We start from the raw sequence: 24,458 nt of genomic DNA, 5'->3' as shown, positions 1-24,458 counted from the left end.
GCAAAACTCCGGCAACGGCGGAGCCAACCGCAGCAACCAGTGAAGGCTACTTGACGGCGCGCTGGCGGGAGATCTCGTAGAGGGAGATGCCCACGGCCATGGAGGCGTTCAGCGACTCCATCGCGGAGTCGATCGGGATGGAGACGATCTGGTCGCAGTTTTCGCGGACCAGGCGGCTGAGGCCCTTGCCCTCGGAACCCACGACGATGCAGACCGGCTCGGTGGCCAGGGCGAGATCGGGCAGCGACACGTCGCCGTCGCCGTCGAGTCCCAGAACATAGATGCCCATGTTCTTGAACGCCTTCAGCGTGTTGTTCAGGTTGGCCGCGCGTGCCACGGGGACGCGGACGGCTGCACCGGCGCTGGTCTTCCATGCCGAGGCGGTGACGCCGACGGAGCGGCGCTCCGGGACGATGACGCCGTGGCCGCTGAAGGCCGAGACCGAGCGGATGATCGCGCCAAGGTTGCGCGGATCGGTGATGCCGTCCAGTGCGACGAAGAGCGGCGCGTTGGAGACGTGGCCCTTCTTCCAGCTCGCGAGGGTTTCCTCGGCCAGCTCGTAGGCGTCCTGGTATTCGTACGGCGGGATCTGCAGCACGAGGCCCTGGTGGATGGCGTCGTCGGTCATCCGGTCCAGCTCGGGCTTGCCGGTTTCGAGCAGCGGGATGCCGCGCTCGGCCGCCAGCTTGAGGGACTCCTTGACGCGGTCATCCATCTCGATGCGGATGGCCACGTGCAGGGCCTTGGCCGGAATGCCGGCGCGCAGTGCCTCCACGACGGAGTTGCGCCCGGTGACGACTTCCTCGGTGGCGCGGCCCTTGGGGCCGGAACGGGCACCGGGGTTGCGCGGGGCTCCCGGGCGCTTGGCCGCGGAGCGTTCCGCGAGCTGCTTGTTCTTGTGGGCCTTGTGGTACGGGCGGTCCTCCGCCTTGGGCGTCGGCCCCTTGCCCTCAAGAGCCTTGCGGCCGTGACCGCCGGTTCCGACGGAGGGGCCCTTCTTCAGTTTGACCGACCGGCGACCGTTGTTGGCCATGAGTTCCACCCTTTTAAATACGCGATTCGTTGACAAGTCTGAACTCCAGTCTACTGACTCGAGTTAAATCCTCGACCGCAGGGCATGGCCGGACCCCGGCGCAGCGCCGGGAACCGGGCCGGTTCAGCCGCGCTTGAGGCTCCAGTTTGCGCCGTCCGGACCGTCCTCGACGACGACGCCGGCGGCGGCGAGGGTGTCGCGGATGGCGTCGGAGGCGGCCCAGTCCTTGCTGGCGCGGGCCCGGGCGCGGGCCGCGAGCTGCGCTTCGACGAGGACGCCGAGGGCGGTGGTGCTCTGTTCGTCCACGGCGGGCCCCGCGGTGTCGTTGAGACCAAGGACACGCAGCATGTCGGTGACGCTGAGCAGTGCCTGCCGGGCGGCGTCGAGTTCCCCGGCGGTGAGGGCGGTGTTGCCGGTGCGGACGGTTTCGTGGAGCACTGCCAGGGCCTGCGGGACGTTGAGGTCATCGTCCATCGCGGCCGCGAAAGCATCGGGAACGGCCCCGTGGCTGCCGGAGACGAAGTCCCCGTCCGCCGTGGCCAGGGCCCGGGCAGCGCGGCTGACGAACCCGTCGACCCGTTCCACCGCGGCGGCGGCTTCCTGCAGCGAGGACGGCTGGTAGTCCAGCACCGAACGGTACTGGGCCTGGCCGAGGTAGTAGCGGACCACGCGCGGCGGGGCCAGCTCCAGCATCTCGGCGGGGCTGACGGTGTTGCCGATGGACTTGGACATCTTCTCGCCGGCGTAGGTGACCATGCCGTTGTGCATCCAGAAGTTGGCGAAACCGTGGCCGGCGGCCTGCGACTGGGCCATCTCGTTCTCATGGTGCGGGAACCTGAGGTCCAGTCCGCCGCCGTGGATGTCGAACTCGGCGCCGAGGTACTTGGTGACCATCGCGGAGCATTCGAGGTGCCAGCCCGGGCGTCCGGCGCCCCACGGCGAGGCCCAGCTCGCCGTCGTCGGCTCCCCGTCCTTGTGGCCCTTCCAGAGCGCGAAGTCGCGCGGATCCTTCTTCCTACTGCTGAACTGGGCCTCCACGTCGGGGGCGCCCTGCATGTCATCGACCTTCTGCCGGGTCAGCGAGCCGTACTTGTTCCAGGAGCGCACGTCGAAGTAGACGTCGCCCGAGCCGTCCGGGGCCGGGTAGGCGTGGCCGCGGTCGATCAGCTGCTGGATCAGGGCGTGCATTTCGGGGATGTGGCCGGTGGCGCGCGGTTCGTAGGTGGGGCGGGAGACGCCCAGGGTGTCGTAGGCCTTGAGGAATTCCTGCTCGTAGCGGTAGGCCAGCGCCCACCATTCCTCATTCCGGAGGGCGCCGGGCTCGTCCTCGAAGTCGGGGCCGAAGGAGGCGGCGGACTTCGCGAGGATCTTGTCGTCGATGTCGGTGACGTTGCGGACCACGGTGACCCGGAAGTCCCGGTACTGCAGCCAGCGGGTCAGCTGGTCGAAGGCGATGGCGGAGCGGATGTGCCCGACGTGCGGCATGCCCTGCACCGTGGCGCCGCAATAATAGAGGCTCACTTTGCCCGGAACCAGGGGGACGAAGTCGCGGACTTCGGCGGATGCAGTGTCATAGAAGCGCAGGGTCACCGCTCCAGATTAGCCGATGGCGATCCGGCCCCGGCGTGGGGACCGCTTCCCCGGCTTACCGCGTCCTACTTGCAGTACTCGCCGATCCTGTTGTTCTGTTCAGTGAGCTGCTTGGTCTGCTCATCACTCCTGGCCCCGAGTGAGGTGCCGGCCACCTGCTTCATGATGTCCGCCATCTTCTGGATCGGATCGGCCACCTCGGGCGCGACCTTGTCCGCGACCTCCTGGTAATGCTTGGAGATCTGCTCCGCCTGCTGCTGCTGGTTGCCGGTGGGGACGAAGGTGTCCTGGTTGAGGAACGCGCAGCTTTCCGGAACGCTCATCTTCGGCGTCGCGGCGCACCCGGTCAGCATGAGTCCGGCCAGCAGGACGACGGCGGGCAGCAGCTTTTTCACAGGGGGTCTCCTGATGTTGCGGGAAGGGGCGATCCGTCAAGCCTAGGCGACGGACTCCGCAGACGCCGAGCCGGTGCGGTAGACGAGGGCCGTCGCCGTGGCCGAAATGCCCTCGCCGCGGCCGGTGAAGCCCAGGCCGTCGCTCGTGGTGGCCGAGACACTGACCGGGGCGCCCGCGGCTTCGCTAAGGACCCGCTGGGACTCCTCCCGGCGGGGGCCGAACTTGGGCCTGTTGGCCACGAACTGCACGGCGATGTTCCCGATCTCGAAGCCCGCCGCGCGGACGATCCGGGCAGCCTCGGCCAGCAGGGTCACGCCGGACGCCCCGGCATACTCCGGGCGGTCGGTGCCGAAGTGCGTGCCGAGGTCCCCGACGCCGGAGGCGGAAAACAGGGCGTCGGCGGCTGCATGCGCGACGGGGTCGCCGTCGGAGTGGCCGGACAGCCCGCGCTCCCCGTCCCAGAACAGGCCGCCGAGCCAGAGCGGCTGGGGCGCGTCCTCGGGCGCGTAGGCGTGGACGTCGATGCCGATTCCGGTCCGCGGGATGACGGGCAGCAGGGCGTTCTGGTTCTCGGACATGCTCAGCCTTCCACCCAGCGGACGCCCAGCGGGCCTTCGAGGAGACCCTCGGCGATGATCAGGTCCAGCGGGGTGGTGATCTTCAGCGATTGGCTGGCGCCGCGCACCGCATGGACCGGGACGCCGAGGAGTTCCACCAGCATGGCGTCGTCGGTGACGGCGGCCGCCTGGCCGGCGTCGAGGGAGGCCGCCGTTTCGTGGGCCCGCCGGAGGGTGCCGAGCTCGAAGCCCTGCGGGGTCTGCACGGCCCGGAGGGTCTCCCGCGCCGCGGTGCCGGTGACGAGCTCCGGGGCGATGGCGGCGCCGTCGCCCGTGGTCGGTTCCACCGTCTTGACCGTGTCCACCACGGGCATGACCGGGATGACGGCCACTGCGCCGGCCGCCAGGGCCTGCGACACCCGGTGGAAGACAGCCTCCGGGGTCAGGGCGCGGGCGGCGTCGTGGACCAGGACGGCCTCGGTGGCCGGGAGGAGTGCGGCCAGCGCGGCGCGGACCGACGCGGCGCGGGTGGCGCCGCCGTCGACAATCGTCACGACCGGGAGCTGCACGCCCTGGCCCGCGGCGGGCGTGCTCCGGCGCTCCGCCTTGAGCTCCTTGGTGAAGGCCTCACAAAGGGCGTGGAGTTCCGTATCGCCGGGAGGGATGGCGACGCAGATCTGCTGCGCGATCCCGGCCGCGGCGACACCCCGGAGGGCGTGCGTGAGGATGCTATCCCCGCCCAGCGGAACCTTGGCTTTTGGCATGCCGTAGCCCAGGCGCTGGCCGGAGCCGGCAGCCACGACGATGACTGCGGTGACGGGGCCGTCCGCTGACGTGTTGGTCGGTGCTGAGTCCATGCGCACAAGACTACGTCCCGGCGCCCCGCGCGCATCCCACTGAGCTATCAGTCCTGGTGCTTCCGGGGCGTTGTGAACCGCCAGAGCTGACAGCTCAACGCCGGAAAAGGGCAAAAAGAAACCCCGGCAGCCGTTAGGCTACCGGGGTTCGATTCTTGTCTGTTCGACTTGCTTAGGAAGCCAGGACCTCGTCGAGAACGCTTGCGGCCTTCTCTTCATCAGTCTTTTCAGCCAGCGCCAGTTCTGAAATCAGAATCTGGCGTGCCTTGGCCAGCATGCGCTTCTCCCCTGCGGAGAGACCCCGATCGTGATCGCGGCGCCACAGGTCGCGGACGACCTCTGCCACCTTGATGACGTCACCGGAAGCAAGCTTCTCCAGGTTTGCCTTGTATCGACGTGACCAGTTGGTGGGTTCTTCAGTGAACTCGGCCCGCAGCACTTCAAACACGTGCTCCAGACCTTCTTTGCCCACTACGTCCCGGACCCCAACAAGGTCAACGTTTTCTGCTGGAACTTCAATGGTCAGATCACCCTGAGCCACCTTGAGCTTGAGATACATCTTCTCTTCGCCCTTGACAGTGCGCATCTTGATTTCTTCAATTTTGGCTGCACCGTGGTGAGGGTAAACTACTGTCTCGCCGACCTCAAAAACCATGTGGACATTCCCCTTTCCCGCAGACCAGTTTATCACGTTTAAGGCATACGACTGCCATGGAACGCACCCAAGAACCGCGTAAATACGGGGAAAATGGCCTTAAACGGCACCGTCAGACCCCTTGACGAAAGCGGATATTAGTGCATTGTCCCGCCCCTGCCAAGGTCGCCCGCCATCCCCCGCCGGCGCCCGGGCGGCCACGGAGCGACGGGATTGTGTACGGCCCGAATCATCGTTTGGCGGGGATTGCCGATAGGCTATGGCTGAATAATGTTCCAAGACTCTCAAGGAGTGCGAGACGTGGGTTTCACTGCGACGAACCGGGGCCAGCGCGGCAAGCTGGCAATGGCAACGGCTGCTCTGGGCATCGGCCTGCTGTCCGTAACAGGCTGCGGCTACACCAACCCCCAGGCGACCGCCGCGGAGTACGCGGCCTCGGACGGAACGCAGGCCAACGTTGGCGCGCTTCAGCTGCGCAACATGATGATCATCTCCGCCGGCGAGGACAAGCCCGGCCGTGTGATCGGCGCCGTGTACAACTCCTCCTCCGAGGACGTGACGCTGACCATCGCCGGTGCCGGCGGTTCCCAGACCGAGGTCCCGGTCAAGCAGAACTCCTACACGCTGCTCAACGACTCCACCGACGAGGCCATCCTGAGCACCACCGGCGGCATCCCGGGTTCCCTCGTTGAGGTCGGCATCAGCGAGGACGGCACCAACCAGAAGGCCACGTTCAAGGTGCCGGTGCTGGACGGAACCATCACGGACTACAAGCAGTACCTGCCGGCCGGCAGCGAGCCCACCGGCTCGGCCACGCCGACCCCGTCGCCGACGAGCAGCGCGAACCACTAGTTTCCACACCCATAAGGAGGGGCGCCCGGTCACCGGGCGCCCCTCCTTATCTGTGTGCTCTGTTTGCTCTGTGGGTTCGGCCCGGTCCGGGCCAGCGGTCCGCCGGGCTCAGGGCTCGAACTTGTAGCCCAGGCCGCGGACCGTGATGAGGTGCCGCGGCGCTGAGGGATCCGGTTCGATCTTGCTGCGGAGCCGCTTGACGTGGACATCGAGGGTCTTGGTGTCCCCCACATAGTCCGACCCCCAGACCCGGTCGATCAGCTGTCCGCGGGTCAGCACCCGGCCGGAGTTCCGCAGCAGCATTTCCAGCAGTTCAAATTCCTTCAGCGGCAGGGACACCTGTTCGCTGCTGACCGTCACGACGTGCCGCTCGATATCCATCCGGACCGGTCCCGCCTGCACGGTGCTGGGCACCAGGTCCTCGGGCTCGCCCTGGCGGCGCAGCACGGCCCGGACCCGGGCCACCAGCTCCCGCGACGAGTAGGGCTTGGTGACGTAGTCGTCGGCGCCGAGTTCCAGCCCGACGACCTTGTCGATCTCCGCGTCCTTCGCCGTCAGCATGATGACCGGGACGGACGAGCGCTGCCTCAGCTGCCGGCAGACCTCGGTGCCCGACTGGCCGGGCAGCTGCAGGTCCAGCAGCACCAGGTCGGCGCCGTTGCGGTCGAACTCGGTGATGGCATCCAGTCCGTTGTCCACCACCTCCACCTCGAATCCTTCCTTGCCCAGTAGGTAGGACAGCGGGTCGCTGAACGACTCTTCGTCCTCGACAATCAGAATCCTGCTCAAGCGGTAGCTCCTTGCTCATGGGCGCCGGCGGCGTCCCGTCGGGTTGGTCTGGGGTGCTGGGTCGGGCCGTTGGCCGCGATCCGGGCGACCGCCCGGTCCGCGGGTTCGCCCGCGTCGGCAACGCCGTCGAGGTCCTGGCCTTCCAGCTCCGGAAGCCGGATGGTGAAGGTGGAGCCCTGCCCGGGCTTGGACCAGAGTGTCACCTCGCCGCCATGGTTGGCGACCACGTGCTTGACGATGCTCAGGCCCAGGCCGGTGCCGCCGGTATGGCGCGACCGGGCGGCGTCCACGCGGTAGAAGCGCTCGAAGACGCGTTCCTGGTCCTCGGGGCTGAGCCCCTCGCCCTGGTCCGTGACGGAGACGGCCACGAGGCCGTCTTTGGCCCGGATGCCGATGCCGACCCGGGTGTTTTCCGGGGAGTAGCGGATGGCGTTGTCGATCAGGTTCCGCAGCGCCGTCACGAGCTGGTCCTGGTCGCCGTAGACCATGGCATCCGTGTGGCCGCCCACGACGAGGTCGATGTTCTTGTTTTCCGCCGGCAGCTGGGACCGGTCCACCGCTTCGGTGACGACGGTGTTGATGTCCACGGCCCGGCCCTGCTTTGCGACGTTGGAGCCCTGCAGCCGGGAGAGCTCGATGATGTCCTGCACCAGGGCCGCCAGGCGGGCGGACTCCTTGTGCGTGCGTTGGGCGAAACGGCGCACGGCTTCCGGGTCATCGGCGGAGGACTCAAGCGCCTCGGCCAGCAGCGAGATGGCGCCGACCGGCGTCTTGAGTTCGTGGGAGACGTTGGCGACGAAGTCGTTGCGGACTTCCTCGGTGCGGGTCACCTCGGTCCGGTCATCGGCCAGCAGCAGGATGTATTCCTCCGCGATCACCGCCGCCCGCACCTGGACCACGATGGTTCCCTGGCCCAGCGGTCCCCGCGGCAGTTCGAGGAGCCGTTCGAGGATGACGCCGTCGCGGCGCACCTTCGCGGTCATCTCCAGCAGCTGCTCATGGACCAGGGTATGGCCGCGCACCAGCCCGTAGGCGTACGCGGCGGGGCTGGCGCGGACGACGCCGTCGATCGCGTCCACCACCACAAACGCCCGGCCGACGGCGGCCAGCACCTCGGCGGCGCCCTCGGGAAGTGAGGGATCCTCAAACTCAACGTCCACGAGCTTGCGCTGCTGCTCGCTGACCCGGAAGGCGAGCACGCCGAAGACGCCAAGCGAGAGGCCGATCAGGCCGGCGATCACGCCGATAAGCATTGGGTCCACGGCTCCAGCTTATGCTCTGCCCCGCGTCGGAAACTGTAATCTCCCGCTATTCCCACTCCGGTTCAGCTAACGTTCATCTATTGGGGCGTAACAGTTCACCGGACGCTGGAACACTGGACAGTTGAAGCGCCGCGAGGTGAACCGAAATGGGCCCGCCACTGTGGTGGCCGGCAATATTTCCAAGGAAAGGACGCACACGTGCGCAAGGTTTTTCAGGAAGAGCTCGCCCAGGTCGGGGATCAGCTCGTCGAAATCTCAAAGCTGGTCAGTGAAGCCATTGATAAGGCCACGACGGCCTTCGACGGCGCCGACATCGACCTGGCCGAGGACGTCATCGCGGCCGATGCACGGATCGACTTCCTGCAGAACAGCCTGGACGAGCGCGCCATCGACATCCTCGCCCTGCAGGGCCCCGTGGCCAGCGACCTGAGGATGATCGTGGGGTCCCTCCGGATGAGCGCGTCCCTGGAGCGGATGGGCGACCTCGCCCGCCACCTCGCCCAGCTGGCCCGGCTCCGCTACCCCGCCACCGTGGTGCCCGCCCAACTGCGTGAGACGTTCAAAAGCTTCGCCGAGTACGACCTGCTGATCGCCCGGAAGCTCACGGTCCTGCTGGAAACCCGCGACCTTGAAGTGGCCCGGGACATCATGAAGGCCAACACCGCCGTGAACGACCTGCACCTGAGCGTCTTCCAGGCGATCGCCCGCAGCGACTGGCACGAGTCCCCCGCCACGACGGTCGACGTCGCCCTCGCCAGCCGCTACTTCGAGCGCTTCGCGGACCACGGCGTGTCCGTGGCGCAGAAGGTCACCTACCTGGTCACCGGCGCCTGGCAGCCGAACGGCATCGAGCACAGCTAGCCCTCCCAAGTTCGGGACGGCAGCGTCCGGACAGGAGCGCCGGACAGCACCGCCGCAGACACAACGACGCCGGCCGGTCACCTTGCGAGGTGACCGGCCGGCGTCGTACGTTTCCGTCGTGGTGCGGAGGGGCGCTACTTCTTGCCCTGGTTGGCGACCGCCTGGATCGCCTCGGCCGCAGCCTCGGGATCGAGGTAGGTGCCGCCCGGGTTCAGCGGCTTGAAGTTCTCGTCCAGTTCGTAGACCAGCGGGATGCCCGTGGGGATGTTGAGTCCGGCGATGGCCTCGTCGCTGATGCCGTCCAGGTGCTTGACGAGGGCGCGCAGCGAGTTGCCGTGGGCCGTGACCAGCACGGTTTTGCCGGCCTTGAGGTCTTCCTTGATGTCCGATTCCCAGTAGGGCAGCAGGCGGACCAGGACGTCCTTGAGGCATTCGGTGCGGGGCAATGCGTCGCCGAGGTCCGCGTAGCGCGGATCGTGCGCCTGGGAGAACTCGGAGTCGTCGTCCAGGGGCGGCGGCGGGGTGTCGTAGGACCGGCGCCAGGTCATGAACTGCTCCTCGCCGTATTCGGCGAGGGTCTGGGCCTTATCCTTGCCCTGCAGGGCGCCGTAGTGGCGCTCGTTGAGCCGCCAGTCCCGCTTGACCGGGATCCAGCCGCGGTCGGCCTTGTCGAGGGTCATATTGGCGGTGTTGATGGCCCGCTTCAGCAGCGAGGTGTACAGGATGTCCGGGAGGATGTTGTGCTCCACGAGAAGCTCGCCGCCGCGGATCGCCTCGGCCCGGCCCTGGTCGTTGAGGTCAACATCCACCCAGCCGGTGAACAGGTTCTTGGCGTTCCATTCGCTGTGGCCGTGGCGCAACAAAATCAGCTTATAAGTCATGGTTTTCATCCTAGCTGAGCGGCCCCGGGCAGTGCCGCGCGTTACAACGCCCGCGCCACGCGGCAACACGTGGTCACTCCGCGCCCGTGCAGGGGCGCCGCGGCGGCCGGAACTGACCCCGCGCGGGCAGGATCGCGGTGGAGGATAGGGTGGGCTGGTGGTGCAGAAGGCTGAGCGGGTGGCGTCCCCGCAACCCCATGTCGTGGGAAAAGGCGACATGGGCAAAGGCGGCATGGAAAAACGCGGCGTGGCGAAAAGCGGACCCCGGGCGGGCCGGCCGGTGGGCAACATTACCCGCGGCACCACCAACCCCAACCGGATGCGGCGGCTGGACCGCTGGCTGACCGGCCCGCAAGCCTGGCGGCTGCGGGCGGCGGCTGATCCCCTCGCCGTCGATCTGGGCTACGGCGCTTCCCCGGCCACCGCCGTCGAACTCTTTGAACGGCTCTCCGCGGTCCGTCCCGACGTGCGGGTGGTCGGCGTCGAAATCGAGCCCGAGCGTGTCCGGCTGGCCCGGGCACTGGAACGGCCCGGGCTGAGCTTCCGGCTGGGCGGCTTCGAACTGCCGGTGGCCGGCCGGCCCGTCCTGGTGCGGGCGTTCAACGTGCTCCGGCAGTACGAGGAGGCCGACGTCGCCGCGATCTGGCGTCTGGTGCAGGGGCGGCTGGCCCCGGGCGGGCTGTTCATCGACGGCACCTGCGACGAGATCGGCCGCCGGGTCACGTGGGTGGCACTGGACGCCGAGCGGCCGCTGAGCCTGAGCCTGTCCATGCGGTTCGGCAGTTTTGCTCTGCCTTCGGAGGTGGCTGAGCGGCTCCCGAAGGCCCTGATCCACCGCAACGTGCCGGGCGAGCGGGTCCGAGCTTTCCTGCAGGCGATGGACCAGGCCTGGCTGGGGGCCGCGCCGCTGGCGTCGTTCGGGCACCGGCAGCGCTGGACGGCGATGTGCCGGGCACTGCTCGACGCCGGCTGGCCGGTTCAGGATGGTCCGGCCCGGTGGCGGCTGGGCGAACTGACGGTGAGCTGGGACGCCGTCGCGCCGGGGCCTTAGGGTCCGGTGGTGGGCCCACGCCGGCAGGGTTCCCTGGGCGAGCTTGCGAGCTTAGGGGGCCGGCGGGGATTACCAGGGGCCGTAGGGCCCCGTGTTGCGGCTCCCGCCGCGGCCCGCGTCCTTGACGGCGGGGCGGACGTCGGCGAGGTAAACGGAGGCCGCCGTCACGGCGGCGAGGCCGAACAGTCCCAGCGGCCCCAGGAGGCCTCCGCCTCCGCCGCCCAACAGGGAGAGCAGGCCCACGGCCATGGCGCCGCCGGTGACGGCCAGCCAGAAAGTTTTCGTGCGCTTGGAGACGGCTTCAAATGCGTTCGCCTTGTGCCGCAGGCAATCGAAGAAAGCCCAAACCTCTAGGGCCAGGGCTACGAGGGCCAGGAGAAAGTAGATCCCGGTCTCGACATAGTAAATAAGCGCTCGTCCATCCATGCCCCCAGCCTAGCCGTCCAAGCCGGCCAAGGCCTGCTCCAAATCGGCCCAAAGGTCCTCGACGTTTTCGATGCCCACGCTCATCCGGACCAGGTTGTCTGGCACGCTGGCCGGCTCGGCCGTGTGCCGGCGCCGCCGTTCGATCAGCGACTCCACCCCGCCCAGGGAGGTGGCCGGCAGCCACAGCTTCAGGGCCCGGATCATCTTGTCCGCGGCATCGGCCCCGCTGAGGCCGCCTTCGTGACCGCCGTCGCCGCTGGCGATCGGGGCCATTTCAATGCACAGCACGGAGCCGAAGCCCTTCATCTGGCTCCTGGCCCGTTCGTGGCCCGGGTCCGAGGGAAGTCCCGGGAACCGGATGCTGCCGACCCTGCGGTGCGTGCTCAGCCGCCCGGCCAGCACCGCCGCCGAGGCCTGCGAACGCTCGACCCGCAGGGCCAGGGTACGCAGCCCCCGCAGCGCCAGCCAGGCCTCGAAGGGCCCGGCAATCCCGCCGTGGATGGTGCGCTGGTGCAGCAGCGCGGCGCGCAATCCGGCGTCGGACGTCACCAGGGCGCCCAGCACAACGTCGGAGTGGCCGGAGAGGTATTTCGTCACCGAGTGCAGGACGACGTCGGAGCCCAGCGCCAGCGGCTGCTGCACGAGCGGGGTGGAGAAGGTGTTGTCCGTGACGACGACGGCGCCCGCCGCGTGCGCGGCGGTTGTGAGGGCGCGGATGTCCGCGACGCCCAGCATCGGGTTGGTGGGGCTCTCCAGCCAGAGCATGCTGGCCGGGCGCCCGTCCGCCGGGGCGAGCTGCGCCAGGACCGCGTCGGTGTCCGCGATGTCCACGGTGCGCAGTTCCAGGAACCCCTTCGCGGCCAGTTCCGTGGCCATCACCAGGGATCCGGCGTAGCTGTGGGACGGCATGACCAGCACTCCCCCGGCAGGAACCAGGGACAGTGCGGAGCTGACGGCGGCGAGGCCGGACGCATAGAGCAGGCCGGGGAGCTCGGCGCCCTCCAGCTGGGCGAGGGCTTCCTCGAAGGGGTCCCAGGTGGGGTTGGAATACCGGCCGTAGCCGCGGTCGCCGTCGCCCAGCGGTCCCGTGCCGTAATAGGTCGAGGAGAGCACCAGCGGGGGGTTGACCGGTTGGTCGCGTTCACGCGGCGGGCGGCCCGCCGCCACCACAACCGTTTCTGCGGAGAGGGAGGCTGCCTGTGCATCGGAAAGACTCATGGTCACAGGGTACTTCGGCGCCCCGCAGGGCGCCCAAGGCGTTACGGGCAGGCACGTGGCTGTCAGGGATTGTCGGTACGCTAGAGCAGTGACTACCCATAATCCCGGACTGTTTATCGCCTTCGAAGGCGGCGACGGCGCCGGCAAGTCCACGCAGGCAGCCGAGCTGGCGTCGGCCCTTGAATCGCGCGGCCTCAAGGTGCTGCGGACCAGGGAACCGGGCGGCACTCCGATCGGCGAAAAGCTCCGTTCCCTGGTCCTGGACCACGGCCACGGACACATCGACGCGCACACCGAAGCCCTGATCTTCGCGGCCTCCCGCGCCGCCCACGCCAGCCAGGTCATCCGCCCGGCCCTGGAACGAGGCGAGATCGTCCTCACCGACCGCTATATCGATTCCTCCGTCGCCTACCAGGGCGCCGGCCGGGATCTGGGCACGGATGCCGTCCGCGACATCAACGAGTGGGCCACCTCGGGCCTGCTCCCGGACCTCACCGTGCTGCTCGACGTTGACCCCGAGGTCGGCCGGCGCCGCCGCACCGCGGGCGACGCGGCCGAAGACCGGCTGGAATCAGAGGCGGACGAGTTCCACGCCAGGATCCGCACCGCGTTCCTCGCCCTCGCCGCCGCCCGGCCCGAGCAGTATCTCGTCCTTCCCGCCCGCCTCCCGGTCGAGCAGCTGGCGGTGCGGATCCTCGAACGGGTCGAGTCGCTGCTGGCGCTCCCCCGGGGCGTGACCGCATGAGCGTCTGGGACGACCTCCAGGGCCAGCCCGCCGTCGTGGCCCAACTGCGCCAGGCTGCCGGGGGCGACGGCCTGACCCATGCGTGGCTTTTCACCGGCCCGCCGGGTTCCGGGCGGTCCAACGCGGCGAAGGCCTTCGCCGCCGCCTTGAACTGCGACCAGGACGATGTCAGCCGGCGCGGCTGCGGCGAATGCGCGGCCTGCCTGACCATCCTGGGGGAAACCCACTCCGACGTCGCGTTCGTGCGCACCGAGAAAGTCACCATCACCATCGACGAGGCCCGCGAGCTGGTTTCCACAGCCGGGAACCGGCCGTCCTCGGCGCGCTGGCGCATCATCGTCGTGGAGGACGCGGACCGCATGGCGGAACGCACCACCAACGTGCTCCTGAAGGCGATCGAGGAACCGACCCCCCGCACCATCTGGATGCTGTGCGCGCCCTCCCCGGCCGACGTGCTGGTCACCATCCGCTCCCGGTGCCGGGCGGTGGCGTTGCGGCTCCCGCCCGCGGCCGACGTCGCGGCCCTGCTGGTCAAGCGCGACGGTGTCGACCCCGCCGTCGCCGAACGTGCGGCCCGGGCGGCGCAAAGCCATGTCGGGATCGCCCGCCGGCTGGCACGGGATCCCGAAGCCCGCGAGCGGCGGCTCGAAACCGTGCGGTTCCCGCTGGGCCTCCGGGGCGTCACCGCCGCGGTGCTGATGGCGGAAAAGCTCGTCAAGATCGCCACCGAGGAAGCCAACAGCTCCAACGACGAGCGCGACGCGGCGGAAAAAGCCGCGCTGCTCGCCACCCTCGGCGCGCCCGAGAGCGGCACGCTGCCGCCGGCCATGCGCGGGCAGGTCAAGCAGCTCGAGGACGACCAGAAGCGCCGCGCCAAGCGTTCGGTGACCGACTCCCTCGACCGCACCCTGACCGATCTGCTGTCCTTCTACCGGGACGTGCTGATCATCCAGATGGGGAACGCCGTCGAGCTGGTCAACGTTGAACTCAGGAGCGAACTCGTGGAGTTCGCCCGCCAGTCCTCCGCCGAAACAACACTTGCCCGCATGGACGCCATCAACAAGGCCCGCAAACGGATCACGACTTCCAACGTGGCACCGCTGCTGGCCATCGAGTCGATGGCCGCAAGCCTCATCTGAGGGATCATAGAGTAACCGTCCCCGGTGAACCGACCATCAGCCCAGCCCCCAGCACCGGTCCGGTGTGAAGTGCCAGCCCCCTCCGTTCCGATCCTCCAAGGAGAACCGCATGAAGTCTGCACGAGCAGTGCCCGCCAGATCCCGATCCCTTGCGATCGGCATGCGGGCAGCCGGCGCCATGGCCCTGGCCGTGGTGCTCTCCTCGTGCACCCTGTTCGGAGCCGGCGACGGCGGGGCCAACAGCGCCAGCACCCCCAATCCCGAGATCGCGGCCTCCGCGCCCGCCGAACTCCGCAGCTACTACGCGCAGAAGGCCGACTGGACCGCCTGCGAGTCGGACCTCCAGTGCGCCAAGATCAAGGTGCCGCTGGACTACAGCAATCCCGACGGCGACAGCATCGAGATCGCGGCGATCAAGCTCTCCACGAAGGGCAACAGCAAGGGCAGCCTGCTCATCAACCCGGGCGGACCCGGCGGCTCCGGCTACGACTTCGTCAAGGACGCCGGAGCCACGCACTTCTCGGAGAAGCTCCGCGCCAACTTTGACATCGTGGGCTTCGACCCGCGCGGTGTGAAGCGCTCCGCCCCGGTCACCTGCCTGACGGATCCGGAACGCGACGCCTCCCGCGCGAAGATCTACGACCTGGACACCGACGCCGGCCTGGCCGAAACCCTGGCGGACAACCAGGCGATCGCCGCCAAGTGCGAGGAAAAGACCGGGGCCGTCCTGGGCGAGGTCGACACCGAGAACTCCGCCAGGGACCTCGACATCCTGCGTGCTGCCCTGAACGACACGAAGCTGAACTACATGGGGTTCTCCTACGGGACATTCCTCGGCTCGACGTACGCCTCGCTGTTCCCCGACAACGTCGGCTCGATGGTCCTGGACGGCGCGATGGACCCCTCCCTCAGCTATGAGGAACTCACCAGCGGTCAGGCCAAGGCCTTTGAAAAAGCCCTCCGCGCCTACGTCGAAAAATGCCTCCAGTCCGATGGCTGCCCGCTCAGCGGCGGGGTTGACAACGGGATCGAGCAGATCCGGGACCTGATCGCGGCGGTGGAGGCGAATCCGATGCGCGCCAAGGACGGCAGGATGGTCTCGGCGTCCACCCTGGTCACCGGCATGATCGTCCCGCTGTACAACGACGACAACTGGCCGTTGCTCACGCAGGCCCTCGGCGCGGCCCTGAAGAATGACGCCTCGCCGTTCCTGCGGCTGGCCGACTTCAATGCCGAACGTGAACCCAACGGCAGCTATTCGTCGAACAGCACCTTTGCCTTCAGCGCCATCAACTGCCTGGACCACCCGATGGTTACGGACACTGCGGGGATGCGCGCGGACGACCAGCAACTCCGGCTGGATTCGCCCACGTTCGGCAAGTACTTCGCCTACGGCGGCACCAGCTGCAAGGAGTGGCCGTACCAGAACGTCCGCACGCCGGCGCCGGTGGAATACAAAGGCTCGAACGACATCCTGGTGATCGGCACCACCGGCGACCCGGCGACCCCGGTGGAATGGGCGAGCGAGCTGCGCAAGCAGCTGGGTAAGGCCTCGCTGCTGACGTGGCAGGGCGAGGGCCACACGGCCTACGGCCGCTCCAACGACTGCGTCGGCAATGCCGTGGACGGTTACCTGGTCGACGGCAAGACTCCGGCAGACAACACGGTCTGCTGAGGCGTCAGGCACTCATTTTGACCCGGGCCGGAGGACTCTACTACAGTTGTCTCTGGCATGAAGCGCCCGGGCCACCGCCCGGACACTCTAGGCTGTTGCTTCCTTAGCTCAGTTGGTAGAGCGTCTCACTCGTAATGAGAAGGTCGCCAGTTCGATTCTGGCAGGAAGCTCGAGAAGAACCCCCGGAAATCAATGATTTCCGGGGGTTCTGTCGTTCTCCGAGCACGTCCGGGACCTCGGCAACGGATCAGCGCCAAGCGCTTTCTTCGGATAGGTTGGCACCAAGTGGCCTGCCCGCTGTTCCCCAGGTAGAGGACGTCGCCGTGGATGAATCCTTCAATGCCCTGCTGTTGATTCTGGCCGCCGTGCGGAGCTCCCGGCTGCGGCCGCCGTGCGCTGGCAGCGTTCACATCGAAGACCGGGCAGGGGGCAGCCGGTCCGCCCAGGCGGAGGTCCACTACGGTGACATGACCTGGAGTTTCACGGACGGGCTGAACGCCTATTCGTTCACGCCCTCAGGCGGCGGCACCATCCAAAGCCGCGCAGGCGATGTCCAGCGGATCCCCCGTGACAGAGACGATTATCTGCCGGAGGAAATCGTGCCGTTCTTCCCCCTGTCCATGCCCATCTGGGGAGGCCTGCAGGACAACTTCCGGGTGGTGGGAGCCGAGGCGGACGCCACGGGAGTCCGCCTGTCCCTCGTCCACATGGAAGACCCCAGTTTCACCGGGTCGGCGTTCGTTGACACCGAGTACGGGGTCGTCACCGAGTTTGAGACACCTGCCCAGCGGTTCGTTGTCCGCGACCTTGGGCGGCTCCCGCGCTGATGCGGCTTACACTTGCACCCTGGCGCCGTCGTCCCCCGCCAGGGTCAGGGTGACGGCTTCCGCACCCCTAGGATGGATCGGGTGAAGACCACAAAGGGGGCAGGCTACACCGTCACGGCTGCGCTGATGCTGGCCTTACCCCAGCTGATCCTCGCCCTGCCGGCCACCGCCGCCCCCTGCGATCCCAAGGGAGTCAGCGTTCCGGCGCGCGACTGCCCGACGCCCCCGAACCGTCCCGTCCCGGCACCTGTCCCGACAGCCAGCGCCGCTGCCGTGCCGGCATCCCCGTCGATCCCGTCCGTCACCGTCCCTGGGCCGCGGATTTCCGAAGCCCGAGCCCCGGCAGCTACGCCGGAGGGAACACCGGCCGCCGAACCCGGTGCCCTCCCGCCAGCGGAAGTTGCACCGGCCTCCCCCTCCGGCGGCGCACCAATGCCAACACCGACGGCGGATCCTGCCGCCATAGCGACGCAGGCCTCCGGCCGGGACGGCCGCGGCTTGCCCGGCGCGATCCTGCTGGCGTTCGGCGGTCTGCTGGTCGCGGTATGGGCGTTCCTGAGTATCCGCAAGCCCGCTTAGCAGCGGGTACCGGCGTCGATCCTCACCCGCCGGTGCGCGCCTCCCGGCGCCGCCCGGCCGCCCGCAGGACGATCTTGCGAAGCTCATCGAACCACAACACGGTCGAGGCCATCGCAACGCAGACCGCCCAGTGGCCGGGGTCCAGGGACGCCGTCCCGAAGGCCCGCTGCAGGAAGGGCAGCTCGACGACCGCCACCTGAAGCACCGTAGCCAGCAGCACCGACCCCCAGAGCCATTTGTTCACGAAGAGCCGGCGGAAGGCCGACGTCGTCTCCGAACGGGAGTTGAAGGCGTTGAACAGCTGGGCGAACACGAGGGTGGTGAAGCCGGCGGTCCGTGCGACGTCGAGTGAGTCGCTGCCGCCCGGGACCAGCCCGCCGGGCAGGAAGATATCGATGGTCAGCAGCGACGCAACACCCATGACCAGGCCGATGCTCAGGATACCCAGCCACATTCGTGTGCCGAGGATCCGGTCGCCGCGCTGCCTGGGCCGGCGCGCCATGACGTCGTCAATTTCCGGGTCCACGCCCATCGCCAGGGCGGGGCCGGAGTCGGTCACAAGGTTGATCCACAGGATTTGCGTCGCCAGCAGCGGCACCGCGACTTCGCCGGGGCTCGCTCCGGCCAGGCCCATGGCCCCGGCGAACACGACGCCAAGGAAGACCGTGAACACTTCGCCCATATTTGAGGAGAGCAGGTAGCGCAGGAACTTTTCGATGTTCTCGAAGATGACCCGGCCTTGGCGCACCGCGGAGACGATCGTGGCGAAGTTGTCGTCGCCGAGGATCATGTTCGAGGCCTCTTTGGTGACCTCGGTGCCCGTGACGCCCATGGCGATGCCGATGTCCGCGGTTTTCAGGGCCGGCGCGTCATTGACACCGTCCCCGGTCATCGCCACTACGTTGCCCTGGGCCTGCAGGGCAGTGATGATCTGCAGTTTGTTCTGCGGTGCCACCCGCGCGTACACCGACGTGTCCCGGGTGAGCTCGCGCAGCCCGTCGTCGTCCAGTTCGTCCAGCTCCGCGCCCGTCACCGCCTGCTCCCCCGGTCTGGCGATCCCGAGGTCCCGGGCGATCCGGGCGGCGCTGAGCGGGTGGTCCCCGGTGATCATCACGACGCGGATGCCCGCCCGCCGTGCCTCGGCCACCGCGGAGGCCGCCTCGGCCCGGGGCGGGTCCAGGATTCCGACGACGCCGACGTACACCAGCGTGCTCTCGTCCTCCTCGTCGAGGATGTCCGCTTCGTGACGGTCCGCTTCGGTGTATCGGCGGTAGGCCACGCCGAGCGTGCGGAAGGCCTGGGACGAGAGCTCCTCGACGTCGCGGAGCGCCCGGGCCCGGCGGTCCGCGTCCATCGGAACAACTTCCGCTCCGAGCTGCAGCCCGGTGCAGCGTTTCAGCAGGACGTCCGGGGCACCCTTGGTGACGAGGGACAGCGTGTCGGCCTCGCGGTGGTGGGCCAGCGCGGACATCAGTTTCCGCTCGGAGGTGAAGGGAATTTCGCCAAGGCGCTCGAACTCCCCGGTCGTGTCCGTGACCCCTTCAAGCTTGCGGGCCGCGACGAGGAACGCCGCTTCCGTCGGGTCGCCCTGGATCTCCCATTCACCGCCGCGCTCCAGCAGCTGCGCGTTGTTGGCGAAGGAGCCCCCGGCCAGCACCATGCGTGCCTCGCGGAGCAGGGCCGGATCACGGACTTCGTGGCCGTGGTGGAGCACACCGCCCTCCGGCCGGTACCCGACGCCGGTGAGCTCGACCTGGCCGGACGCGGTGGTGATCCTGCAGATGGTCATCTCGTTGCGGGTCAGCGTTCCGGTTTTGTCCGAGGCGATGACCGAGGCGGAGCCAAGGGTTTCCACCGAGTGCAGCTCCTTGACCACGGCGTTGCGTTTGGCCAGGTTCTGGACGCCGATGGCGAGCACCACGGACAGGATGGCGGGCAGACCTTCGGGCACGGCGGCCACGGCGAGCGAGACCCCCAGCAGCAGGACGGTGACGAGCCCGCTCAGCGACGACACCCCGTTGACGATGATGATCGTGGCCATCACGACGACGGCGATCGCGATCACGGTGATGCCGAGCAGCTTGCTGACGCCGGCGATTTCGCGCTGCAGTGGCGTGGGGGCGTCCTCGGCGGCGGCCAGCATTCCCGCGATCGCGCCGACCTCGGTGTCCATCGCGGTTCCGGTCACCACGGCCCGGCCCACGCCCTGCGCCACGGCCGTCCCCTTGTAAACCATGTTCAGCCGGTCGCCGAGGGGGACGTCACCGCTGAGGACCCTGGGGCTCTTGAAGACGGGGGCGCTTTCGCCGGTCAGCGAGGACTCGGCAACGCCCAGGGAACTTGCCGTGATCAGCCGGGCGTCGGCACCGACGGAGTCCCCTTCGTTGAGGACCAGGATGTCACCGCGCACCAGTTCCGCGGACGGCACGGTTTTTAGTTGGCCGTCCCGCAGCACCGTGGAGTTCGCTGCCGTCATCATGCGAAGCGCCGCGACCGCGCTCTCGGCCTTGTTTTCCTGCACGAAGCCCAGGACGCCGTTGAACAGGACCACGGCCCCGATCACGAGGGCGTCAACCGGCACACCGGCGGCACCTTCCACCGCCCAGGCAACAACCGAGATGGCGATGGCAGCCAGCAACAGGTAAATCAGCGGGTCCTGGAACTGCCGGAGGATCTTCCGCCACAGCGGCACCGGAGGTGCGGAACGGAGTTCATTGGCGCCGTAGAGTGCCAGGCGCCGATCCGCCTCGTCCGAGTCCAGCCCGGTCTCCGGGCTGACCTCGAGCGTGTCCAGGGCCTCGAGGGCGCGGCGGAGGTGCCACGGGAGGGCCCCGGCGGGGGCCCCCGCGGCCGGGATGGAAAGACTGCGCGGCGACGTGTCAGGCGCGACACCGCTAAGTGGTTCACTCAATTGTGTGCCCCTATCCGTCAGAACCGCCCGGTGGCGGCGGCGTAGCCTCGGACCGGGCTTCTATGATTCTTGCATGGGAGAGCAGACGCTGGCGGACGTTGCGGCACGGCTCTATGCCCTCCCGTTCGACGATTTTGTCGCCGCCCGGACAGCTGCTGCCAAGGACGCGGCTGCCGCGAAGGAGCAGCCGACCCTCGCCGCGGAGCTGCGGTCCCTGCCGAAACCGTCCGTGGCGGCGTGGACGGTGAACATGCTCGCTGCCCGCCGGCCGGAGACCCTCCGGCAACTCGCCGGGCTGGGCACGTCCATGCGTGCGGCGCAGTTGTCGCTCGACGCCCCGGAACTCCGACGGCTGGGACAGGAACGGCGTCAACTGCTGGGCAGCGCGGTGAAGGCAGCGAGGGAGGTCGCCGAGCAGCAGGGGCGGAAGATCAGCGGTGCGATCGCGGCGGAGGTGGAGGCGACCCTGCGCGCGGCGACAGCGGATGCGGGGGCCGCGGCCGCCGTGCAGTCCGGCCGCCTGCTCCGGGGGCTGTCCGCCGACGGCGTGGACGTGGTGGATCTCTCAGGCGCCGTCGCACTGCCCGGCCTGGTGCTTCCCGCGGAGGCCGAACCGGTCCCCGCCGGTTCAGCCGGGGAGGCGGTTCGGGCCGGAACCGCGGCCCGCATCGGGACTGCAGCCGGGAAAGCGGCGGAGCAACCCCGCTTGCGCGCTGTCCGGCAGGAACCTCGGCGGTCCACACCCTCCGCGCTGGAACGGGCACGGGCGTTGCTCAAGGATGCCGAAGATGCCGCCGCAGCGGCCGCGCAGGAATCCCGGCAGCAACAGGAGGAGCTGGCCGAGTCCGCGGCCCTGGCCGCAGGCCTCGCCGACGCGGTGGATACGCTGCGGAAACAGCTCGCCGAGCGCGAGCAGGAGCTCAAGGCTGCCAGGAAGCGGCGGGAACTGGCCGCCGCCCGGGCGCAGCAGGCCGCACGGGCGGCGGCGAAGACGCGGCGCACCGAGGACCTTGCCCGGGAACGGGTGCTGCGGCTGGGCAACACACCGCACTGATGACCGGAAAGTGTCGGAGGCCGGCGCCACACTTAATGCATGGAAACCAACCAGTACTTTGAAGTCACGTACCTGGATACGGACTGCGGCCGCATCCGCACCGAGACCTTCGACGACGTTTCCGACGCCGAACGCTTCGCCAGCCGCCGGGTGGCCGACGAGCACGGCTGGGCCATCATTGACGCGGTGCCGGTGCAGGAAGGCCGCAGGGCCGCCTAGCGTGCTGAGCGGTTGCTGCTGGAGCCGGGCCTGGTCGTCAGGGGTGCCTCGACAGAGGTTTGAGCCCGGCGAATAATGGTACCGGGACGTCTTCTCAGGGCGCCTCGGGCCTGGCCCAGCGGAGGGCAACATGAGTGATTTCGTTGTGTATCTCGATACCTCCGAGGTGCGCCCCGGGGAGCTTGGCACACTTAAGGTCAAAATGGCGCACCTTGCCAGCTTCGTCGAAGCCAATGAGCCGCGGATCAGCGCCTACAACGTTTACTTCTCGGGCGACGGCAGCCGGATGAGTGTCCTTCACATCCACAAGGACGTAGCGTCGCTCGAATTTCACATGAAGGTAGCTGGCCCGCTGTTCCCGCCGATTGCGCCTCTCGTCAAACTTCTGACCGTTGAAATCTTCGGTGCAGTCACCGAGGCAGTTTTGGAACAGCTCACGGCCAAGACGCAGCTGCTGGGCGGGACCGTGATCCTTCACGACCTTGGCTCAGGGTTCGCCAGAGTGTGAGCCGGCTATAACCCGACGCCGCCAGCCCGGGACCGCGGAGGTAACGGGCAGCAGAAAGGCCCCCACCCGGTGCGGGTGAGGGCCCTGCTGCGGTTCACGCCGGGTCTGCCGGCTGTTCCTCCGTCTAGGCCTTAGGCGAAGTCGGAGACTGCCGGGTCGGCGCCGATGCGGCCGGCGCCCTCGGCCGAGTTGTCCATGCCGTTGATGGCCTGCACATCGGTCTCGTCCAGGCTGACGTCCAGCGCGGCGTAGTTCTCGCGGATGCGGGATTCGGTCACGGACTTGGGGATGACCACGTTGCCGATGGCAAGGTGCCAGGCGATGACAACCTGCGCCGGCGTGGCGTCATGCTTGGCCGCGATCTGGCCGATGACAGCGCTCTCCAGCAGCTCGCCGCCCTGGCCCAGCGGCGACCAGGCCTGGGTGAGGATGCCCTTGGAGGCGTTGAATTCACGCAGCTCGGACTGGTTGAAGAAGGGGTGCAGTTCGATCTGGTTGATGGCCGGCACAACGCCGGTCTCGTCGATCAGACGCTGCAGACCCTCCTTGGTGAAGTTCGAGACACCAATGGTCTTGACGCGGCCCTGCTTCTGCAGCTCGATGAGTGCCTTCCAGGTGTCCACGTACTTGTCCTGCTTGGGCTGCATCCAGTGGATCAGGTACATATCCAGGGTCTCCAGGCCGAGGCGGTCCATGGATTCCTCGAAGGCCTGCAGCGTGGACTCGTAGCCCTGGTCCGCGTTCCACAGCTTGGTGGTGATGAAGATTTCCTCGGGCTTGAGGCCTGAGCGCTCGATCGCCCGGCCCACGCCTGCTTCGTTGCCATAGATCTTGGCGGTGTCGATGTGGCGGAAGCCTGCCTCGAAGGCCTGGACAACCACCTTCTCGGCGACGTCGTCTTCAACCTGCCACACTCCGTAGCCAAGCTGGGGAATGGTGTTGCCATCATTGAAAGTCAGTACCGGTGAAAAAGTCATCCCGCCATCCTGCCAACGTCCTCGGCATACCGCCAGCTTAAAGGGCGTAGCTAAGCTAGGCGCTTAACCGGGAATTTTCCGCCCTAGCCAGGGTCAGTTCGGAGCCCTCAGTCGGTGGCGGCCGCCTCCGCGAGCTGGCGTTCGGCGTCGTTGACCTGTTCCAGCACCGATTCGGCGCGGCGCCGCACCGACACCGCACCGGCGGGGACGGGGCCGACGGCGAGCCGGAGCATCGCGGCTGCCTCGGCCGTGGTCGCCAGGGAGTTGCCGGCAGTGGACAGGGCGCGGTGGACTCCGGCCAGGCTCCCGGGAATGTCGAGTCCTTCGCTGGGTGAACGCCGCTGGGCCTCCACGCAGATTTGCCGGACCCGCCCGGAGAGCGCCGTGAGTTCGTTGGCGATCTCCAGGAGTTCGTCATAGAGGGCATCGTCCTCCACCCCGGCGAGAACCTGGTGGTAGCGGTCGAGGCCGCGGGTGAACCGGTCATGGGCGCGGCGCCAGAGGCCCTTACCGAGTTCGACGTCGTCTTTCCGCCCCTGCCGAGCGGCGCTGAAGAATCCCAAGGGTGCCTTAAAGGTACTGGCCGGGACCGTGGTCCGGGTCCACGGGGACGACAGGCTGCGGGTGATCCGCGCCGGGCCTGGGTGCCGCGGCGCGTTGGGGTTCCCCGTTCTCGCCGATAACGACTCCGGGCGCAATCACAGTTCCGGGCGGCAACTGCCGGAGCTGTGCCTGCGCTACGGCGTGGTCCCGGGCCGCGTGCTGGGCCGCGAGGGCGGTCTGGATGCCGTGGAAGAGGCCCTCCAGCCAGCCGACCAGCTGGGCCTGGGCAATCCGCAGTTCCGCATCCGAGGGGGTTCCGTCCGCGGGGAAGGGAAGGGTGATGCGCTCCAGCTCCTCGACCAGTTCCGGCGCCAGGCCGTCTTCCAGTTCCTTGATGGAGCGTTCATGGATTTCTGCCAGCCGGACCCGCGCCGCGTCGTCGAGCGGGGCGGACCTCACTTCGTCCAGCAGTTGCTTCATCATGGTGCCGATCCGCATTACCTTCGCGGGTTCGTCAACGAGGTCCTGAAGCTGGCTGGTCTTGGGACGTCCCCCCGCGGGCGCCCCGGCCTGGACGGATTGTCCCTGGCCCCGCAGTCCCCCGGGCTGTCCGGGCTCCAGCGGCTGATCCCGGGCCCCTTTTCCGTCGTCGCTGTCCGGCCGGGGGTCCAGGGTGGCGCCCTCAAGGGGGGTCCCGCCGCCGGGCTGAGTGTCGTGCGGATCGCTCATGGCTTCATACTCTCACGAGCCCGGGCCGCGGGGCGGGGCAGCCGCCGGGCTCCGACGCAGACCCAATGAACAGCGCAACAAACGGCGCAACAAACGGTTGAGGGCGCCGCCGGGCACTAATGTG

The 24,458-nt window shown here is 68.2% G+C and carries 26 protein-coding genes and 1 tRNA gene; 12 read left to right on the top strand and 15 right to left on the bottom strand.

The window, feature by feature from the left end:
* Nucleotides 1-46 precede the first annotated feature (46 nt).
* From rlmB to J2W14_RS11020, 6 genes are all read right to left on the bottom strand, one after another.
* Complete coding sequence (rlmB, locus tag J2W14_RS11045; protein ID WP_307462328.1) at nt 47-1,033, bottom strand: 23S rRNA (guanosine(2251)-2'-O)-methyltransferase RlmB; 987 nt, start codon at nt 1,031-1,033, stop codon at nt 47-49.
* 123 nt (nt 1,034-1,156) lie between these two features.
* Complete coding sequence (cysS, locus tag J2W14_RS11040; RefSeq protein ID WP_307462323.1) at nt 1,157-2,623, bottom strand: cysteine--tRNA ligase; 1,467 nt, start codon at nt 2,621-2,623, stop codon at nt 1,157-1,159.
* Nucleotides 2,624-2,688: 65 nt separating this feature from the next.
* Entirely contained in the window at nt 2,689-3,018 is a 330-nt protein-coding gene (locus J2W14_RS11035) for a hypothetical protein (RefSeq protein ID WP_307462320.1), read from the bottom strand.
* Between the two features lie 42 nt (nt 3,019-3,060).
* Nucleotides 3,061-3,597 carry a 2-C-methyl-D-erythritol 2,4-cyclodiphosphate synthase gene (gene ispF / locus J2W14_RS11030; RefSeq protein ID WP_307462318.1) on the bottom strand — a complete coding sequence of 179 codons (537 nt, stop codon included), beginning with the start codon at nt 3,595-3,597 and terminating at the stop codon, nt 3,061-3,063.
* A gap of 2 nt (nt 3,598-3,599) precedes the next feature.
* Nucleotides 3,600-4,433, bottom strand: coding sequence for a 2-C-methyl-D-erythritol 4-phosphate cytidylyltransferase (gene ispD, locus J2W14_RS11025; RefSeq protein ID WP_307462314.1), 834 nt, complete (start codon nt 4,431-4,433; stop codon nt 3,600-3,602).
* A 172-nt stretch (nt 4,434-4,605) separates the two neighbouring features.
* On the bottom strand, nt 4,606-5,088 hold the full coding sequence (locus tag J2W14_RS11020) for a CarD family transcriptional regulator (RefSeq protein ID WP_024367191.1): 483 nt from the start codon (nt 5,086-5,088) through the stop codon (nt 4,606-4,608).
* Nucleotides 5,089-5,388: 300 nt separating this feature from the next.
* Between J2W14_RS11020 and J2W14_RS11015 the strand changes: the two genes are divergently transcribed.
* Nucleotides 5,389-5,940 (top strand): hypothetical protein, encoded by a 552-nt coding sequence (locus J2W14_RS11015; RefSeq protein ID WP_307462305.1) that lies wholly within the window; start codon nt 5,389-5,391, stop codon nt 5,938-5,940.
* 108 nt (nt 5,941-6,048) lie between these two features.
* Here the strand turns inward: J2W14_RS11015 and J2W14_RS11010 are convergent, their stop codons facing one another.
* Together J2W14_RS11010 and J2W14_RS11005 are read right to left on the bottom strand one after the other, a co-directional pair.
* Nucleotides 6,049-6,729: a response regulator transcription factor gene (locus J2W14_RS11010; protein ID WP_307462304.1), complete on the bottom strand. Its 681-nt coding sequence runs from the start codon at nt 6,727-6,729 to the stop codon at nt 6,049-6,051.
* Nucleotides 6,726-7,982: a sensor histidine kinase gene (locus J2W14_RS11005; protein WP_307462386.1), complete on the bottom strand. Its 1,257-nt coding sequence runs from the start codon at nt 7,980-7,982 to the stop codon at nt 6,726-6,728. The genes J2W14_RS11010 and J2W14_RS11005 overlap by 4 nt, the downstream gene beginning before the upstream one ends.
* A gap of 207 nt (nt 7,983-8,189) precedes the next feature.
* Here J2W14_RS11005 and phoU point away from each other — a divergent pair, with 207 nt between their 5' ends.
* Nucleotides 8,190-8,852, top strand: a complete 663-nt coding sequence (gene phoU / locus J2W14_RS11000) for a phosphate signaling complex protein PhoU (RefSeq protein ID WP_307462303.1) — start codon at nt 8,190-8,192, stop codon at nt 8,850-8,852.
* A gap of 134 nt (nt 8,853-8,986) precedes the next feature.
* Here the strand turns inward: phoU and J2W14_RS10995 are convergent, their stop codons facing one another.
* Entirely contained in the window at nt 8,987-9,733 is a 747-nt protein-coding gene (locus J2W14_RS10995) for a phosphoglyceromutase (RefSeq protein ID WP_307462301.1), read from the bottom strand.
* Nucleotides 9,734-9,950: 217 nt separating this feature from the next.
* Here J2W14_RS10995 and J2W14_RS10990 point away from each other — a divergent pair, with 217 nt between their 5' ends.
* Nucleotides 9,951-10,784, top strand: coding sequence for a class I SAM-dependent methyltransferase (locus J2W14_RS10990; protein ID WP_370871258.1), 834 nt, complete (start codon nt 9,951-9,953; stop codon nt 10,782-10,784).
* A gap of 69 nt (nt 10,785-10,853) precedes the next feature.
* Here the strand turns inward: J2W14_RS10990 and J2W14_RS10985 are convergent, their stop codons facing one another.
* Nucleotides 10,854-11,210 carry a DUF2516 family protein gene (locus J2W14_RS10985; RefSeq protein ID WP_307462298.1) on the bottom strand — a complete coding sequence of 119 codons (357 nt, stop codon included), beginning with the start codon at nt 11,208-11,210 and terminating at the stop codon, nt 10,854-10,856.
* Nucleotides 11,211-11,219: 9 nt separating this feature from the next.
* Entirely contained in the window at nt 11,220-12,428 is a 1,209-nt protein-coding gene (locus tag J2W14_RS10980) for a trans-sulfuration enzyme family protein (protein ID WP_307462295.1), read from the bottom strand.
* Nucleotides 12,429-12,516: 88 nt separating this feature from the next.
* Here J2W14_RS10980 and tmk point away from each other — a divergent pair, with 88 nt between their 5' ends.
* The 6 genes from tmk (at nt 12,517) to J2W14_RS10950 (ending at nt 17,393) form a co-directional block, all read left to right on the top strand.
* A complete protein-coding gene (gene tmk / locus J2W14_RS10975; protein WP_307462294.1) occupies nt 12,517-13,173 on the top strand; it encodes a dTMP kinase in 657 nt (218 codons plus the stop codon).
* The gene (locus J2W14_RS10970) at nt 13,170-14,312 is read left to right on the top strand and encodes a DNA polymerase III subunit delta' (protein ID WP_307462289.1); all 1,143 of its coding nucleotides are present in this window, start codon (nt 13,170-13,172) and stop codon (nt 14,310-14,312) included. Before tmk ends, J2W14_RS10970 begins: the two co-directional genes overlap by 4 nt.
* Before the next feature lie 109 nt (nt 14,313-14,421).
* Nucleotides 14,422-15,987, top strand: a complete 1,566-nt coding sequence (locus tag J2W14_RS10965) for an alpha/beta hydrolase (protein WP_307462287.1) — start codon at nt 14,422-14,424, stop codon at nt 15,985-15,987.
* A gap of 97 nt (nt 15,988-16,084) precedes the next feature.
* A tRNA-Thr gene (locus J2W14_RS10960) sits at nt 16,085-16,157 on the top strand.
* Nucleotides 16,158-16,310: 153 nt separating this feature from the next.
* A complete protein-coding gene (locus J2W14_RS10955) occupies nt 16,311-16,814 on the top strand; it encodes a hypothetical protein (RefSeq protein WP_307462284.1) in 504 nt (167 codons plus the stop codon).
* An 81-nt stretch (nt 16,815-16,895) separates the two neighbouring features.
* Nucleotides 16,896-17,393 carry a hypothetical protein gene (locus J2W14_RS10950; protein ID WP_307462282.1) on the top strand — a complete coding sequence of 166 codons (498 nt, stop codon included), beginning with the start codon at nt 16,896-16,898 and terminating at the stop codon, nt 17,391-17,393.
* Nucleotides 17,394-17,415: 22 nt separating this feature from the next.
* Here J2W14_RS10950 and J2W14_RS10945 read toward each other — a convergent pair whose 3' ends face one another.
* Nucleotides 17,416-20,304 carry a cation-translocating P-type ATPase gene (locus J2W14_RS10945; RefSeq protein ID WP_307462279.1) on the bottom strand — a complete coding sequence of 963 codons (2,889 nt, stop codon included), beginning with the start codon at nt 20,302-20,304 and terminating at the stop codon, nt 17,416-17,418.
* Between the two features lie 73 nt (nt 20,305-20,377).
* On the opposite strand from J2W14_RS10945, the gene J2W14_RS10940 reads away from it, so the two are divergent.
* From J2W14_RS10940 to J2W14_RS10930, 3 genes are all read left to right on the top strand, one after another.
* Complete coding sequence (locus J2W14_RS10940) at nt 20,378-21,358, top strand: hypothetical protein (protein ID WP_307462276.1); 981 nt, start codon at nt 20,378-20,380, stop codon at nt 21,356-21,358.
* 39 nt (nt 21,359-21,397) lie between these two features.
* Complete coding sequence (locus tag J2W14_RS10935) at nt 21,398-21,577, top strand: hypothetical protein (RefSeq protein ID WP_307462273.1); 180 nt, start codon at nt 21,398-21,400, stop codon at nt 21,575-21,577.
* Nucleotides 21,578-21,707: 130 nt separating this feature from the next.
* Complete coding sequence (locus J2W14_RS10930) at nt 21,708-22,085, top strand: hypothetical protein (protein ID WP_307462270.1); 378 nt, start codon at nt 21,708-21,710, stop codon at nt 22,083-22,085.
* 131 nt (nt 22,086-22,216) lie between these two features.
* On the opposite strand, the gene J2W14_RS10925 is transcribed toward J2W14_RS10930, so the two are convergent.
* The 3 genes from J2W14_RS10925 to J2W14_RS10915 all read right to left on the bottom strand — a co-directional run bounded on the left by J2W14_RS10925 (nt 22,217) and on the right by J2W14_RS10915 (nt 24,334).
* Nucleotides 22,217-23,062, bottom strand: a complete 846-nt coding sequence (locus tag J2W14_RS10925) for an aldo/keto reductase (protein ID WP_307462268.1) — start codon at nt 23,060-23,062, stop codon at nt 22,217-22,219.
* Nucleotides 23,063-23,169: 107 nt separating this feature from the next.
* Nucleotides 23,170-23,625, bottom strand: coding sequence for a hypothetical protein (locus J2W14_RS10920; protein ID WP_307462265.1), 456 nt, complete (start codon nt 23,623-23,625; stop codon nt 23,170-23,172).
* Nucleotides 23,626-23,632: 7 nt separating this feature from the next.
* Complete coding sequence (locus tag J2W14_RS10915; protein ID WP_307462263.1) at nt 23,633-24,334, bottom strand: bacterial proteasome activator family protein; 702 nt, start codon at nt 24,332-24,334, stop codon at nt 23,633-23,635.
* Nucleotides 24,335-24,458 lie beyond the last annotated feature (124 nt).

Origin of the sequence: Pseudarthrobacter oxydans, from assembly GCF_030812335.1 — a bacterium.
Lineage (GTDB): Bacteria > Actinomycetota > Actinomycetes > Actinomycetales > Micrococcaceae > Arthrobacter > Arthrobacter oxydans_B.
The sequence above is the reverse complement of the archived record's forward strand: the minus strand, read 5'-3'. Positions and strand labels throughout refer to the sequence as shown.

What these genes read in the sequence shown, in the direction of transcription:
- rlmB (WP_307462328.1), bottom strand. Translation starts at nt 1,033, where the DNA reads ATGGCCAACAACGGTCGCCGGTCGGTCAAACTGAAGAAGGGCCCCTCC.
- J2W14_RS10965 (WP_307462287.1), top strand. Translation starts at nt 14,422, where the DNA reads ATGAAGTCTGCACGAGCAGTGCCCGCCAGATCCCGATCCCTTGCGATC.
- J2W14_RS10925 (WP_307462268.1), bottom strand. Translation starts at nt 23,062, where the DNA reads ATGACTTTTTCACCGGTACTGACTTTCAATGATGGCAACACCATTCCC.
- ispF (WP_307462318.1), bottom strand. Translation starts at nt 3,597, where the DNA reads ATGTCCGAGAACCAGAACGCCCTGCTGCCCGTCATCCCGCGGACCGGA.
- J2W14_RS10990 (WP_370871258.1), top strand. Translation starts at nt 9,951, where the DNA reads ATGGGCAAAGGCGGCATGGAAAAACGCGGCGTGGCGAAAAGCGGACCC.
- ispD (WP_307462314.1), bottom strand. Translation starts at nt 4,433, where the DNA reads ATGGACTCAGCACCGACCAACACGTCAGCGGACGGCCCCGTCACCGCA.
- J2W14_RS11005 (WP_307462386.1), bottom strand. Translation starts at nt 7,982, where the DNA reads ATGCTTATCGGCGTGATCGCCGGCCTGATCGGCCTCTCGCTTGGCGTC.
- J2W14_RS10915 (WP_307462263.1), bottom strand. Translation starts at nt 24,334, where the DNA reads ATGAGCGATCCGCACGACACTCAGCCCGGCGGCGGGACCCCCCTTGAG.
- J2W14_RS10935 (WP_307462273.1), top strand. Translation starts at nt 21,398, where the DNA reads ATGGAAACCAACCAGTACTTTGAAGTCACGTACCTGGATACGGACTGC.
- J2W14_RS10930 (WP_307462270.1), top strand. Translation starts at nt 21,708, where the DNA reads ATGAGTGATTTCGTTGTGTATCTCGATACCTCCGAGGTGCGCCCCGGG.
- J2W14_RS10980 (WP_307462295.1), bottom strand. Translation starts at nt 12,428, where the DNA reads ATGAGTCTTTCCGATGCACAGGCAGCCTCCCTCTCCGCAGAAACGGTT.
- J2W14_RS10985 (WP_307462298.1), bottom strand. Translation starts at nt 11,210, where the DNA reads ATGGATGGACGAGCGCTTATTTACTATGTCGAGACCGGGATCTACTTT.
- J2W14_RS10995 (WP_307462301.1), bottom strand. Translation starts at nt 9,733, where the DNA reads ATGACTTATAAGCTGATTTTGTTGCGCCACGGCCACAGCGAATGGAAC.
- J2W14_RS10970 (WP_307462289.1), top strand. Translation starts at nt 13,170, where the DNA reads ATGAGCGTCTGGGACGACCTCCAGGGCCAGCCCGCCGTCGTGGCCCAA.
- J2W14_RS11020 (WP_024367191.1), bottom strand. Translation starts at nt 5,088, where the DNA reads ATGGTTTTTGAGGTCGGCGAGACAGTAGTTTACCCTCACCACGGTGCA.
- J2W14_RS10940 (WP_307462276.1), top strand. Translation starts at nt 20,378, where the DNA reads ATGGGAGAGCAGACGCTGGCGGACGTTGCGGCACGGCTCTATGCCCTC.